This window comes from Vreelandella neptunia (genome assembly GCF_000712975.1).
In the GTDB taxonomy this organism is placed as follows: domain Bacteria; phylum Pseudomonadota; class Gammaproteobacteria; order Pseudomonadales; family Halomonadaceae; genus Vreelandella; species Vreelandella qaidamensis.
This window is the reverse complement of the sequence record NZ_JHQL01000001.1, coordinates 324,796-338,100: the sequence shown is the minus strand read 5'-3', so window position 1 is coordinate 338,100 and position 13,305 is coordinate 324,796. Positions and strand designations below refer to the sequence as shown.

At 50.1% G+C, this 13,305-nt stretch carries 13 protein-coding genes; 9 read left to right on the top strand and 4 right to left on the bottom strand.

From position 1 onward, the window contains the following. Nucleotides 1-268 precede the first annotated feature (268 nt). From CR46_RS0101535 to CR46_RS0101515, 5 genes are all read left to right on the top strand, one after another. Nucleotides 269-1,522, top strand: coding sequence for a DEAD/DEAH box helicase (locus CR46_RS0101535; protein ID WP_030069462.1), 1,254 nt, complete (start codon nucleotides 269-271; stop codon nucleotides 1,520-1,522). 77 nt (nucleotides 1,523-1,599) lie between these two features. Continuing rightward, nucleotides 1,600-2,103 carry a hypothetical protein gene (locus CR46_RS0101530; RefSeq protein WP_030069461.1) on the top strand — a complete coding sequence of 168 codons (504 nt, stop codon included), beginning with the start codon at nucleotides 1,600-1,602 and terminating at the stop codon, nucleotides 2,101-2,103. Between the two features lie 8 nt (nucleotides 2,104-2,111). Then, the gene (locus CR46_RS0101525) at nucleotides 2,112-3,311 is read left to right on the top strand and encodes an MFS transporter (RefSeq protein WP_030069459.1); all 1,200 of its coding nucleotides are present in this window, start codon (nucleotides 2,112-2,114) and stop codon (nucleotides 3,309-3,311) included. 104 nt (nucleotides 3,312-3,415) lie between these two features. Continuing rightward, nucleotides 3,416-4,486, top strand: a complete 1,071-nt coding sequence (locus CR46_RS0101520) for an asparaginase (RefSeq protein WP_030069457.1) — start codon at nucleotides 3,416-3,418, stop codon at nucleotides 4,484-4,486. Nucleotides 4,487-4,593: 107 nt separating this feature from the next. Continuing rightward, the gene (locus tag CR46_RS0101515; RefSeq protein ID WP_030069455.1) at nucleotides 4,594-4,833 is read left to right on the top strand and encodes a DUF2789 domain-containing protein; all 240 of its coding nucleotides are present in this window, start codon (nucleotides 4,594-4,596) and stop codon (nucleotides 4,831-4,833) included. 61 nt (nucleotides 4,834-4,894) lie between these two features. Here CR46_RS0101515 and CR46_RS0101510 read toward each other — a convergent pair whose 3' ends face one another. Both CR46_RS0101510 and CR46_RS0101505 read right to left on the bottom strand, forming a co-directional pair. Further along, nucleotides 4,895-5,557, bottom strand: a complete 663-nt coding sequence (locus CR46_RS0101510) for a TVP38/TMEM64 family protein (RefSeq protein WP_030069453.1) — start codon at nucleotides 5,555-5,557, stop codon at nucleotides 4,895-4,897. Next, nucleotides 5,550-5,966: an SRPBCC family protein gene (locus tag CR46_RS0101505; RefSeq protein WP_030069452.1), complete on the bottom strand. Its 417-nt coding sequence runs from the start codon at nucleotides 5,964-5,966 to the stop codon at nucleotides 5,550-5,552. Before CR46_RS0101505 ends, CR46_RS0101510 begins: the two co-directional genes overlap by 8 nt. A 206-nt stretch (nucleotides 5,967-6,172) precedes the next feature. Between CR46_RS0101505 and queC the strand changes: the two genes are divergently transcribed. Genes queC through CR46_RS0101485 form a run of 4 tightly spaced genes read left to right on the top strand, consistent with a single transcriptional unit; the run spans nucleotide 6,173 to nucleotide 8,638 of the window. Beyond that, nucleotides 6,173-6,883: a 7-cyano-7-deazaguanine synthase QueC gene (gene queC, locus CR46_RS0101500; RefSeq protein WP_030069450.1), complete on the top strand. Its 711-nt coding sequence runs from the start codon at nucleotides 6,173-6,175 to the stop codon at nucleotides 6,881-6,883. Then, nucleotides 6,883-7,527: a 7-carboxy-7-deazaguanine synthase gene (gene queE, locus CR46_RS0101495; protein ID WP_030069448.1), complete on the top strand. Its 645-nt coding sequence runs from the start codon at nucleotides 6,883-6,885 to the stop codon at nucleotides 7,525-7,527. Before queC ends, queE begins: the two co-directional genes overlap by 1 nt. After that, nucleotides 7,527-8,360, top strand: a complete 834-nt coding sequence (locus tag CR46_RS0101490; protein WP_030069446.1) for a 6-carboxytetrahydropterin synthase — start codon at nucleotides 7,527-7,529, stop codon at nucleotides 8,358-8,360. Before queE ends, CR46_RS0101490 begins: the two co-directional genes overlap by 1 nt. Next, entirely contained in the window at nucleotides 8,357-8,638 is a 282-nt protein-coding gene (locus tag CR46_RS0101485; protein ID WP_051690099.1) for a YkgJ family cysteine cluster protein, read from the top strand. Before CR46_RS0101490 ends, CR46_RS0101485 begins: the two co-directional genes overlap by 4 nt. Before the next feature lie 8 nt (nucleotides 8,639-8,646). On the opposite strand, the gene CR46_RS0101480 is transcribed toward CR46_RS0101485, so the two are convergent. Further along, nucleotides 8,647-12,552 carry an ATP-binding protein gene (locus tag CR46_RS0101480; protein WP_030069443.1) on the bottom strand — a complete coding sequence of 1,302 codons (3,906 nt, stop codon included), beginning with the start codon at nucleotides 12,550-12,552 and terminating at the stop codon, nucleotides 8,647-8,649. 30 nt (nucleotides 12,553-12,582) lie between these two features. Next, on the bottom strand, nucleotides 12,583-13,239 hold the full coding sequence (locus CR46_RS0101475) for a MiaE family protein (RefSeq protein ID WP_030069441.1): 657 nt from the start codon (nucleotides 13,237-13,239) through the stop codon (nucleotides 12,583-12,585). Between the last annotated feature and the right edge of the window lie 66 nt (nucleotides 13,240-13,305).

Below are 13,305 nucleotides of genomic sequence, written 5' to 3'. Positions count from 1 at the left end.
AACAAGGTGCTTTACCTCTATGTTAAACGCTGAAATGAATGATCCGTGATATACTAAAGGAGTTATCTTTCAGCATTACCACGTCACCCCCGATTCAAGCCAATGTCTATTTCACCGTCTTGATCGGCAAAAAAATGACCATCGCGGCATCGCACTTTATCTGGCAAACTTCGCTGCCGCGAAGGTGTACTATCCTCGCTTTTTGAACATTACGCTCAGTAACGACGACGCCAAGCGACGTCACTTACTAAGCGATTGCGGAGAACGCATGAGCTTTTCTGAACTTGGTCTGCACGACGATTTACTCCGCGCGGTTACCGCGCAGGGCTATACACAGCCTACCCCTATTCAACAAAAAGCCATTCCCGTCGTGCTTGAAGGACGCGATATGCTTGCCAGTGCGCAAACGGGCACAGGCAAAACCGCTGGTTTTACGTTACCTATGTTACAGCGGTTAGCGAATGGCAAACGACCCGGTAAACGCCAAGTACGCGCGTTAGTACTTACCCCTACGCGTGAGCTTGCTGCCCAAGTAGGCGAAAGCGTGACTGCTTACGGCAAGCATCTCTCTTTGCGCTCGCATATTATTTTCGGCGGCGTTGGCCAACAACCACAAGTTGATGCACTTAAAGCGGGACTTGATGTATTGGTAGCCACCCCAGGCCGGCTGCTCGACTTACAACAACAAGGCCACGTCGATCTCTCAGCCGTGGAGATCCTGGTACTCGATGAAGCTGATCGCATGCTTGATATGGGGTTCATTCATGATATCAAGCGACTATTACGTTTAGTGCCTAAACAGCGTCAAAACCTACTGTTTTCGGCAACATTTTCTAACGAAATACAGTTATTGGCGCAACAGCTGCTCAACAATCCAGCGTTAATAGAAGTCGCACCTCGCAATACGACCGCTGAAAAGATTGAGCAAACTATTTACCGGGTAGATCGCGATAAAAAGCGCGAGCTGTTGGCGCATTTGATTCAGCAGCATGGTTGGTTTCAAGTACTCGTTTTTACGCGTACCAAACATGGCGCAAATCGCTTAGCAGAACAGCTTTCTAAGCAAGACATACCCGCTATGGCCATTCACGGCAATAAAAGCCAAGGTGCTAGAACACGGGCGTTGGGGGCGTTCAAAAGCGGTGATTTACAAGTACTCGTCGCCACCGATATTGCCGCTCGTGGGTTAGATATCAACGAACTTCCCCATGTTGTTAATTTCGACTTACCCAATGTGGCAGAAGACTATGTGCACCGTATTGGACGTACCGGCCGAGCGGGCAGCGATGGAGAAGCAGTTTCACTCGTATGTGTCGACGAACACGGCTTGCTGAGTGGGATTGAGCGGCTTATTAAGCAAAATCTGCCTAAACGTATCGAACCTGGTTTTGAACCTGATCCCAACGCCAAGCCTGAACCAATTGAAAATGGCCGACGTGGCCAAAAACAGCCCCGTGCCAAGCGTAAACCGGAAGGGCAAGCGGCGAACAAAGGCGGTGAACGTCGCCGCGCCCGTCGCTAGCCCTTAGCTTAGGAATATGCGAAGGTTACCGTTCTGCGTATTCCGGCGGTACTGCTTAATTTATTCATGGAGTGATTATGGCGTCGTCTCAACTTATTAACGATTACCGCCAGTGGCTTACCTTTCAACGTCAGGAGCAGCTAAGCCGCGAGCACCAAGGCATTTCTCAGCGGCTGGAAGATGCCCGTGCATCAGCAGGCCAAGTGCTGCAGGCGTATCGTAGCATGGCAGAAAAAGCCTCTACGCAGGGCGCCTGTTATCGCACGCTTTTCTTACGTGAACGCAATAATAACGAATCACTGCCTTGTGAAGGATGGTTGTTTGTTCGTCGCGTCCTTAGCGAAGAGAGCAGTACGCGAGTGCGAGTAACACTACTCGAAACATTTACGCTGGAAGACGGCATTATTGCCCCTGGGGACAAACCCGCGCGTAAATTAACCCTCGAAATCTACGACAAGTTGAATATGGATAAGGGTATGCGTACCGAGGTGCGCGTAGACTGCTTAGATACACAGCAAGATTATCATTTCATTACTCTGCTTGATGCCGTTCGCGGCGATTTACGCCCACATCTCAAGTAATAGTAAACATGGTATCTCGTCGCGCATGCACCTTTATTATTTTGATGTTCGTGGTGGGGCTTAATTTACGCCCCGCCATGTCATCAGTGGCACCTTTGCTTGCCCGACTGCAAGAAACCGCTGGCTTAAGCCCTGCATCAGCGGGCATTTTAACCACCTTGCCCGTGCTTTTTTTAGGCTTATCAGCACCTCTTGCTCCCCTACTGGCTAAGCGTATCGGCAGCGAACGAACCCTAAGCGCTGCACTGCTTCTGTTAGCTTGCGGGTTAATTTTAAGAGGCCTACCAATGTCAGGGGCTCTTTTTATTGGTTCTGCAATGGCTGGCAGCGCAATTGGTATTGGCGGCACCCTCCTTCCTGCACTAGTGAAACGAGAGCTACCTGACAGTGCCGATCTCTTAACGGGTTTATACACCATGGCACTGTGTTTTGGAGGTGCATTAGGTGCTGGTCTTAGTGTTCCACTGATGCAATGGCTAGGCAGCTGGCAGCTGAGTCTCATGAGTTGGTCACTGTTGGCACTTATTGCCTTAGTCCTATGGCTTATCAACATTCCAGCAACTCAGTGCACGCAGCCTAGTCCAGCAACCTCTTCTTCGCTTACACAACTACTACGTAAATCACTTACGTGGCACGTTATGCTGTTCATGGGCATTCAGTCTTCGATGGCTTACATTGTCTTTGGGTGGCTACCAACCTTATTAGTCTATAGAGGTTATGACGAGGCAGCGGCTGGCTGGACGATGGCCATCTCCATCATGTGCCAGCTTGGTTCAGCACTGAGTGCTCCCTGGCTTGGCCGCTTAACCCACGATCAACGCCCCGCCTTACTGCTCGTACTACTGAGTACGGCACTTGGGCTTTGGATGTTGCTTATTGCACCGCTGGCGTGGAAATGGCCAGGAGCTGTGCTACTTGGCATTGGCCAGGGTGGCAGCTTTAGCCTAGCACTTAGCCTACTGGTGTTACGAACGGCTAACTCGCGTCTCGCAGGACAGCTTTCCGGACTAGTACAAGGCGGGGGCTATACGCTGGCAGCGCTAGGGCCATTTGGGGTGGGGCTAATGCTGCAAGCTGGAGCAGAGATACCCCATATCGCATGGCTGCTCATCGTACTGATTGCCCTTTGCTGTGGCTTCGCCTTATTAGCTGGGCGTAACCGTCAACTTGACGATCACAATGGCGAACTAGTCGTGCACCGCGGCTAATAGCTTCCTTCGGAATCAGCTATTTACACGCTTTTTTTATACACCTTATTAGTTATAAATATTTAGATACTACGACTTGTGTTCGCCCACTTCAGGAAACGGCTATGAGTATCAATTCCGCCCTAATGAACGCCACTCCCACTCAAGAACGTGTGTTGGTGATTTATACTGGTGGCACAATTGGCATGCAGTCCAATACAACAGGGCTAATCCCGGGGGGAAACTTTCAAGCTCGCATGGCAGACGCATTAAGTCGGCTGCCTTTAGTACATCAGCATGCCCTGCCCGCCTATGACGTCCTTAGCTACCCATCATTAATCGACTCAAGTGCAGCGACGCCGTTGACTTGGCAACAGATTGCCAAAGATATTGCTGCTCGCCTTGCCACCTATCGTGGATTTGTGGTTATCCATGGAACCGATACCCTAAGCTGGTCCGCTTCGAGTCTTGCCTATCAGCTGCAAGGGATTGATCGCCCAGTTGTGTTGACAGGCTCTATGTATCCTCTTGAGACAGCGAATAGCGATGCGCTCGACAACCTTCACGGCGCGTTAAGGTTTGCTGCTAACGCTGAACTAAAGGAGGTGGCGATTTATTTTTCAAACGTCCTTCTGAGAGGCACACGAGCCATCAAACAGCATACGGAAGCCTTTGATGCATTTTTTTCCCCTAGCTATCCCTGTATTGGTGAACGCGTGGGCGACGACTTCATTTATTACCCCAGTAGAGGCTTAGGATTTCAACAGCGTGGCGCACCCCGTTTCGAGCTTGCCGACTATCAAGCGGTTTCCAACGGGGACGTTATCCGGCTAACCTTATGGCCAGGTATCGCTGTTTGGCAATTAGAGACCCTGCTTAACGATTCACGCGTCAAGGGCGCTCTACTGCAGCTTTGGGGAGCAGGTAATATACCCAACGATCCTGCAATTATTGATGTTATTGCTAATGCCAGTGGCGAAGGTAAACTGCTGGCTGCAATTAGCCAATGTCCCCAAGGCAGCATTCATATGGGCGAGTACGCAGCGGGCCATGGCCTAGCAGAAGCAGGCCTGCTGTCAGGCGGCAACATGACGCCGGAGGCGGCTTTCACCAAGCTTACCCACCTATTGGCTCAACCCTTATCGCTAGATGATCGCCGGCAACGCTTTTTAACCTCACTTGTTGGCGAGCGATAAAACACACGACAACCTTTATAACCGTGTAACACATACTCGGCACTGGCGTACTCGCTCATACACGCTATGTTTAAACATACGTTCATAACCAAAAAGGAAGGCAACGTATGGAACAACCCGTACACCATTTTAGCGAGCTATTTGAACAACTCGGACTACGCTCGGATGCGGAGTCCATTGAACACTTTATTCAACGCCACTCTCCCCTACCCAAAGAAATGCCGCTAGCTGAGGCTCCCTGCTGGAACGAAGGCCAAGCGGAATTTCTTCGCGAAGCCGTGGAAGAAGACGCCGACTGGGCTGAAGTTGTCGACCACCTTGATGCATCAATGCATAAAGGCAACTAACCACATCACTATCAGACTTAACAGACTATCAGACTTAACAGTTGACTAAGCACGTTTGCTATCACTGACGCGCCGCTTCTACGCGGCGCCTATACCAGCCTCCCACAAAAAGGAGCAGCGTCAACACAACAAGTGGTAAAATCACCTCGATTTGCAACGCATCTTTTTCTTCGACAGCTTCAAGCGCACCGTAAATAGCACTACTGTAAACCGTCCATTTTATCGAAAGCCCGATAGCTGCCGCCATTAAGTAGCGCTTTAAAGGGATACGCCCTAATCCTGCTGCGAAATTAATCACTGAGTGCGGGAAACCCGGCAAAATTCGCAGCGCGCACTGCGTTAACAAATCACTTCTCTCTTTCAGTGTTTCCATCACTTTAAACGTCAACCCTTTTGGCTGCCAACGCCACCCAGCATTTGCGGCTAAAAGATAGGCACCCCACGCACCAGCAACACTACTCAACGTTAACATTAGCGTAGCTACTATAGGGGGATAAAAAGGTGCTATCAGCCATAGTCCGATACTGCCCGGCAAGCCAATTGCCAATGTGATAGCCATTGTGCCCATTATAGCAATCACAACCAGAGGATGATGCGACATCGTCGCCGCCCAACGTTTTACAGCCATCAAGTCCGGCGAATACCATAACCAAACATAGGCAAACATTGCCGCGATAGAAAAACCGGCAGCCCAACGCCAAGAGTGCTTAAAAAAGTTATTCATTTAGCCGCGCTTCAACCCTCTCAAGGATTTGCCTGCTTACTTTACCTACTAATGGCTTTGCAGCGCGGTTTACCGCTTTTTCCATTAATCGGTTACGAATGTCATAACTCAGAGTGAGCGATACTTCTGTACCTTCTGGCACTTCACGCAACTGATAACGACCCTGATTTTTTACTCCTTCTAATGATTCCCACGCCAACACATAGGGGGGGGTTATTTCTGTTACCGCTACATCAAAAGACCAATCTACTCCAACCGCACGAACGTGCCAGCGGTAACGGTTATTGCCTAAGGTATCAATTGATTTGATGAGATCAGAATAATCAGCAAAATCTTCTACTCGACGCAGTAAGTCAAACACCCTTTCAGGTGGGGCTTTGATAATTTCACTATGTTGTATGGTGGCCATGAATTCATCCCTTACGACTAGAAGAGTCAGCTTAGCATGTTGACCCATGCACATACCGAACAGAAAATAGTACCAATTACCGTTACTGCTAGCCAGGTAACGCTGCATTGCGTAAACTGCCGCCCTTGCCGGACCGGACCCCGGAAACTTCGCTTAGCACGATGCTAAAAGCACTCAATAAATTCTCCGACCAATGAGCTTCTATTATGTTGTCACCCTCGACCTCTGGCGCGAACGCGCTATCTACCGTTGTGATTTATTCCGGCGGCATGGACTCTTACACCGTTCTTCACCGCGCAATCAAAGAAGGGCTAGAGGTTCATGCTCTGTCATTTGATTACGGCCAACGCCATTCAAAAGAGTTGAACGTAGCAAAAGCAGTGTGTAAGCAGCACAATATTCCCCATCAGATCGTTGATATACGCGCTATTCAGGGCTTAATTGATAACTCAGCGCTGACCAACTCAGACGTATCAATGCCCGAAGGCAACTATGCTGCTGACAACCTACACACCACCGTTGTCCCTAACCGCAACATGATTTTGCTTTCGTTAGCCATTGCTAAAGCGGTTAATATCGGTGCGGCGCGTGTCGATTATGGTGCCCATGGCGGTGACCATATTCTCTACCCTGACTGCCGCCCTGAATTTGTTCATGCAATGAATCACGTCGCTGGCATCGCTAATTTTGACCCCATTAGCTTACATGCCCCTTATTTAGAATTGAGCAAAGCCGATATCTTGCGGGATGGCTTAGCAATGGGCCTAGATTACCGAGATACTTGGACCTGCTATGAAGGGCGTGATCTTGCCTGCGGTAAATGCGGCAGCTGCCATGAGCGTCTCGCAGCGTTTGCAGCCAATAATGTCGCAGACCCTCTGGCGTATGAAATCACTTCTGCACAGGCTAACCACTGATGTATCACGTTAAAGAAGCGTTTTACACCTTACAAGGTGAAGGCGCACAGGCAGGCCGTGCCAGTGTATTTTGTCGTTTTAGCGGCTGCAATCTTTGGTCTGGACGTGAAATTGATCGTGCTAGCGCAAAGTGCTCTTTTTGCGACACCGATTTTATCGGCACGGATGGCGTTAACGGAGGCCGTTTCAGTACACCCAGTGCGCTCGCTCAGCATATAAAGGATCTCTGGCCAGCCGAGGCAAAGCATGCAACGCCCTATGTTGTTTTTACCGGTGGGGAACCACTACTGCAACTTGATTCTTTATTGATCGCAACACTACATAGCATTGGGTTCGAAGTAGCCGTTGAAACCAATGGTACGGTATTACCACCGCCAGGAATTGACTGGTTATGCGTTAGCCCTAAGGGCAAAAACCCACTGGTGGTCACTCGTGGCGATGAACTAAAATTGGTTTTCCCACAGACTACGGCGCCGCCAACTCAGTTTGCCAACTTGGACTTCAACCACTTTTTTTTGCAGCCAATGGATCACGGCATTCCAGAGAAAAATCTCGAGACGGTGCAGGCCACTACTGCTTATTGCATGGCTAACCCCCAGTGGCGTTTATCGCTTCAAACGCACAAAATTGCAGGGTTTGAGTAATGGCATTATTTGTAAATCATCTTAGCCATATTGATGTGTCATTATGGTGCCCAGCGAAAGGGTTAATAGGCTGTAGTTGGCAAGTGGATGCCCAGTTAGACGGGGAGTTAGCCGAAGACGGCATGCTTTTTGATTTCGGAGAAGTAAAGCCGTGGATTAAGCGCACGCTGGATAATGGCCTAGACCATACGCTGCTCGTACCTATCAACGCGCCCGGCGTGGAGGTTACTGACTGTGATGAAGGTATCTGTATACGCACAGCATCTCCCTACGAAATGGAAGTTCGCGGCCCCGCCCAGGCGTTTAGCTTGCTCCCTTGGGACAACATCACCCTTGAGCGCGTTACACGCTACTTAAGCGCACAGCTAACCGAGCAACGACCCAAAAACGTACATAACGTCACGTTAGTACTTAAAGACGAGTGTATTGACGGCGCGGCTTATAGTTATACGCACGGCTTGAAGCGGCATCTTGGTAACTGCCAGCGTATTGCCCATGGTCACCGCTCGCGCTTGTATATTTGGCAACAACAGGCACGGCAACCAGCACTTGAAAACCACTGGGCAGCCTGGCTTGATAATCGCTACCTGCTTGAAAAAGCCGATATTGAAAGCCAGATTGACGGGAAGCTAACGTGTCGATACCGCTCAGCACAAGGTACGTTTTCCATCACCCTGCCTCAAGATCGCTGCTGCATACTACCTAAGCCAACAACCGTCGAAAATATTGCTTTATGGCTTGCCAATAATATTGCACAGCACAGCGGCCATAAAACATTGGTTCAGGCATTTGAAGGAATTGATAAAGGAGCTACCGCTGAAGCTTTGCCATGAGTAATCACGTATTTGCCACAGACACCGCCGCCTGCCGAGCAGGCTGCGGTGCTTGCTGTATTGCACCGTCTATCACTTCTTATATACCCGGTATGCCTGATGGCAAACCAGCGGGGGTTCGGTGCGTGCAGTTAAGCGATGACTATTTATGCAAGTTATTTGAAGATCCTAGCCGTCCAGCTGTGTGTGAGCAGTTTAACTATGATACCGATGTATGCGGCGAGCACCGAGAAGAAGCACTCACCACACTTAACTGGCTAGAATCAACAACGCGTTAATAGCTAATTCAGATTTCGTTTTCCACACTTACCGCGTGAGGCAAACGCCTATCAAGCAGACTAACCCAACGGACCAGTACTGGTGCATCGCTGTGACTCACTTCGCTCAATAAACGCCTAAATGCTTCTTTTGCCTGAAGGTCGCTTGGTGCAATGCGCGTTAACCAAAGTTCAAGTGCCGCCAGCTCCTGATGCCGATTTCCATGCTCCCTGGCCTGATTAATAGCCATTTCAGTTAGCGCTTTCACTTCATTGGCGGGGTGCCCAAGCAAATCACGCACTTTGGCAAGCTGCGTTGCTAACTCAGGTAGAAAAAGCGTTGTGCGCTCTTTAGCAATAACAAGACATTGATCCAGGTAATCCTCTGCTGCCTTAAGCTCACCCAACTCAATGCACGCATCGGAATACCATAAAACTGGGCGTTGATAGCGATCCCGTCCGTTCAGCTCTGCCATTTGATCAAGGCTATGTCGCAGCTGGACTAAGCCCGTCTGATCACCCGCAAGTGCTCTCTGCCAGCCAAGAATGCCTTGGGCTGAAATCTGCCAAAGCTGCAAGTCGGGCGTGCCCGTCATTGCCGCCGCACGCTCCGCGTGTCTTGCCGCTAAGTGCACATGGCCTAGTTGGCGATATAAAGCAGCCGCAAACATTAATGCCATAGCAAGCGTGCCAGGATGACCAATTTTCTCTGCTAACCGAATGGCAGAAGAGACATGTCGCTCTGCACGCTGATAATCACCACGCAGACAGAGCGCCCAACCTTGAAAACAAGCAGCGGTTACTTGTGGGTGATCAGAGAATGGCAGCCATTCAATCATCATTGGGGCGTTGAGCGGATCAATTTCATCCAAATGGTCATGTGCTTGTTGTATGCTGCCAGCCCAGTATTCGCAATGCGCTCTCGCATAGTCAGCTAATCTCTGATAACGCGGGTCCTCTAAGCGCCCTGCAATATCTGCCAGGGTCGATGCTAATGCAAAGGCATCAGCGTGCGCATAGCGTTGGCTACGCCCAACCCATAGCCCCCACTTGACCAAGAAGATTTGCTCAAGATCTTCTGGGTCTTCCGTGCTTTCACTGCTTGATTGCCGCAGCAACTCTCGTGCTCGCACAAAGCTTTCATGAGCAGTAGGCGAACCATGCCCCTCCAGGGCAAACGCCGCCTGACCGCGCACAGTGAGCAGACTCACTTCACGTTCAACTTCATGCTCAACGTGTCTCAGACTGGCTAAGCCAAAATCTGCCATGCGCAAAGCAGTGCGATTAGCACTCACTTTTAAGGCTTCCCGTGCAGACAGCTCAAAGTAACGGGCACCTCTAGCATAGTGGCCGCTACGGCGGAGGTGGGTTGCAAAATCACCAGGATGACGACTAATCCACATAGGAAAGCGCTCTTCGATCAGTGTAACTACCTGCTGATGAAGCTTAACGCGTACATCTCTTGGGCACGAAAGATAAGCAGCTTCTTGCAGCAGCTGGTGGCTAAACTGATGCTCTGGCTCCCCCCCCTCTTTATCTACTGGCTCGATAATTTCCAGCTGTCGCATATGCTCAATAGCTTGAGCCAAACGCGGTTTTTCCCAACCGCTACACTCTTGCAGAAAATCAAGGCGGAACCGCTTACCTAGCACTGCTGCAACATGGGCAATTTCCCGATCGCCTTCAAGCTGGTCAATACGGCTGGCAAGCAGCCCTAATAACCCTTTTGGTAGCTCATCAAACTGCACGCTACGGCCTTCACGACGATCCATATCCAGACGCCGACAAATCTCTTGCATATAGAGCGGCACACCGTCGCAACGCTCAATAATTTGATTACGCAGCCGCGGGCTTAAATGAATGCGGTAACGACGGGATAACTGCGAAAGCAAGCGTGAGGACTGGAGGGCATCCAACCTTCCCAGGGTGACTTGCTGATCCCAATGCAGCTTGACCGGAAGTGACTCTCGACCATGGTGGCTAGCCACTAACATAAAAGCCGTATTAATAGGTAGACGTGCCTGTAAACCAGCAAGCACCTTAAAAGAGGGCTCATCAAGCCACTGCAGGTCGTCAATCATCAATACTAATGTACGTGAACTGGCTTGATAATCTATTAAGCGATGTAAAAGCTTTACTACCAACTCTATTGCTTCACCGTTTTGGATCAGCTGTGCAACTTCCTGAACATCACGAACACCCAGAGCCTCTTCAAGAAGCTGCTGACGCTCATCATCTAAAGGCTCCAATGACAGCGTTTCCTGTAACTGCCGTATAGCCGCACAGGTTGGTGACGCTTCTAAGTACCAAGTAAGTAAAGTGCGAGCAACGCCATAGGGTTCTAATACTGATAACCGCGTTGTTGGCTGCCAACAAATCGCAGCATCGCGGCTAAGCTCTAACTGGCGAAAACCCACCATGAGAGCGGATTTACCCATCCCAGAGGCACCGCGTACTAAAACGCTTTGACGCAGCCCTATACCCGCTCTCGCCAGCGCGTCTCTAAGTGTACGTAGAGATGTTTCTCGCCCCACTAAACTAGGTGGCAGCGCATCCCTACCACCTTCATTGACACCCAACACAAGCGCTCTCAAACGAACACGGCCATCGCTGGCCACCAAGCGAGACACTAGCCGCGGCTGTAAATCCAGCGCAGGCGGCATGTGTTGGCTCGCTTCTTGAGAGATTACCAATTCGCTACCTTCTGCCGCACTCATTAGCTCCAGCGCCACTTGAGTAACCTGGCCCAACGGATCCGCTAACTGTCGCTCTGGAAGGTAAACCACCCTTCCGCTATTAAGACCTGCGGCAAGCTCGAATTTTGGAGGTTCTCCTTCACCACTCCAGTGACGCTGCGACTCTTGAGGTAACGCTTGGCGACAGTGCTCATACAGAGCGACAAGCTCTGCTAGCTGATGTGCTGGTCCATGAGTACCGAAACAGGCCAAACCAAGCCCACCTGTTGCACCAGGCAACCAAAAACCACCTAAGTGATGACATTGCTGTTCTAACCAACGCAGCAACTCTAGTTGGAGCGCCAAGCAATTACGAGTAGCAGCACGATCTTGCCAATCGCCTTGCAATTTAAGCCGAATGGCCATTACCGACAGCTGGCGTAGCTCAATTTCATCTTCGCGAAGCGGTTTACTATCTGCTGCTAACACGCGAGAAAAAGCGCCTTGCGGGCTCATTACGCGCGGATCGTGGTGACCGTCTGACCAATAATTAGCAAGCTGTAGAAAGCTCGGTTCGGGCTGCTGACCAGAAAGCGCTAATAATTGTAAATAGCTGTTGTACTGCTCATGAGCCGCTGCCATCTGGTTTTGCTCAGCCAACTGGCGCACCCGTCGCTCATGAAAGGGTCCATAGCCTGAAAAACGACTAACTAATCCTTCCAATAAATTGTCAGGCACATCGGTGTGGGCATCTAGTACCTGCTCAGCAAAACGAATAACCCGTTGACGCCATTCATTTCTTACCTGAACTAACCAACGCTGGAATTCGCTGCAGTTGGCGAGTTGAAGCTCTTCTATTAAATCGCCCTGGTAACACGCCATCACCTCTTCGAGGTTGGCTAAATCCCGCGGCCCTTCCAATAATTGTTGCAATTCATGCAAGTCAACCCGCCATTGAGCAGGCAATTGAAATGCGATGGTTTGGCGAGAGACGTTCAATACTTGATCAGCATTATCCCCCATCGATTGCCGCAGACAGTGAAGTGCATGACGCAGATTCGTCCTGCCCGATGACAGCCCTTGATCTGGCCATAGCAATTCCGCGAGCGATGCCCGATTGACAGGTTGCCGGTGTAACAACAAATACACGAGCAGCGCTTTTACTTTGTCATAACTGAAGTGCGTCAGCACATCTTCTCCTTGTGACAAAGAAAAATGGCCAAACAGGGTCAGTTGGTCTGTCTCACGAGCATCGCGCATGATACATATCCTACCTAGACTAGCGATGGCCTACGCTGGCACACCGCTGTGAAAACGAAAAGCCGTATCTGGCGAAGTAATCAACTCCGCTTCACGCGCCACAAAAAAAGCGACTCTGTCATCTATTGATGCCGTTGTTTGCTGTTTAGCAAGCAGCAGATAATCTTCAAAATGACGGCCTTCGGACTTCACCAATGTGCGATAAAACTTTGCAAGCTCTTCATCTAAATAAGGTATCAAGCGTGCAAAGCGTTCGCAGCTACGTGCCTCAATAAGCGCACCAATGATTAATACATCAATCAAGCGGTCCGGGTCGTTACTGCGAAGATGCTTACGTAAGCCTTCGGCATAGCGTGAAGCCGTAAGGTGCGTGTAGGCCACGCCACGCTTCTCCATTAAGCCAACGACCTGCTCAAAATGCAGTAACTCCTCTCGAGCCAGCTGCGACATCTTGCTTAATAATAACGGCTGATCAACATAACGATAGAGCAAGCTCATTGCCGTCGAAGCGGCTTTCTTTTCACACTGAGCGTGATCAACAAGAAGTATCTCAGGGTTATCCAGTGCCCATTGCAGCCATGCATCTGGCGTTGGGCAAGCAAGAAACTGATGGAGACATTCTGGCAATAAATCATCTGCTTGTAGCGAATGTCCCACGGGTTCCAGCGTATTTAATTGTATCGACATAATACCATTACCAAGCGCTTATCTCACTATTGTACAACATATAAACGCCCTTGGCGTTTGTTCCCT

What these genes read in the sequence shown, in the direction of transcription:
- CR46_RS0101535 (WP_030069462.1), top strand. Translation starts at nt 269, where the DNA reads ATGAGCTTTTCTGAACTTGGTCTGCACGACGATTTACTCCGCGCGGTT.
- queE (WP_030069448.1), top strand. Translation starts at nt 6,883, where the DNA reads ATGTATCACGTTAAAGAAGCGTTTTACACCTTACAAGGTGAAGGCGCA.
- CR46_RS0101505 (WP_030069452.1), bottom strand. Translation starts at nt 5,966, where the DNA reads ATGGCCACCATACAACATAGTGAAATTATCAAAGCCCCACCTGAAAGG.
- CR46_RS0101520 (WP_030069457.1), top strand. Translation starts at nt 3,416, where the DNA reads ATGAGTATCAATTCCGCCCTAATGAACGCCACTCCCACTCAAGAACGT.
- CR46_RS0101490 (WP_030069446.1), top strand. Translation starts at nt 7,527, where the DNA reads ATGGCATTATTTGTAAATCATCTTAGCCATATTGATGTGTCATTATGG.
- CR46_RS0101510 (WP_030069453.1), bottom strand. Translation starts at nt 5,557, where the DNA reads ATGAATAACTTTTTTAAGCACTCTTGGCGTTGGGCTGCCGGTTTTTCT.
- CR46_RS0101525 (WP_030069459.1), top strand. Translation starts at nt 2,112, where the DNA reads ATGGTATCTCGTCGCGCATGCACCTTTATTATTTTGATGTTCGTGGTG.
- CR46_RS0101515 (WP_030069455.1), top strand. Translation starts at nt 4,594, where the DNA reads ATGGAACAACCCGTACACCATTTTAGCGAGCTATTTGAACAACTCGGA.
- CR46_RS0101485 (WP_051690099.1), top strand. Translation starts at nt 8,357, where the DNA reads ATGAGTAATCACGTATTTGCCACAGACACCGCCGCCTGCCGAGCAGGC.
- CR46_RS0101530 (WP_030069461.1), top strand. Translation starts at nt 1,600, where the DNA reads ATGGCGTCGTCTCAACTTATTAACGATTACCGCCAGTGGCTTACCTTT.
- CR46_RS0101480 (WP_030069443.1), bottom strand. Translation starts at nt 12,552, where the DNA reads ATGCGCGATGCTCGTGAGACAGACCAACTGACCCTGTTTGGCCATTTT.
- CR46_RS0101475 (WP_030069441.1), bottom strand. Translation starts at nt 13,239, where the DNA reads ATGTCGATACAATTAAATACGCTGGAACCCGTGGGACATTCGCTACAA.
- queC (WP_030069450.1), top strand. Translation starts at nt 6,173, where the DNA reads ATGTTGTCACCCTCGACCTCTGGCGCGAACGCGCTATCTACCGTTGTG.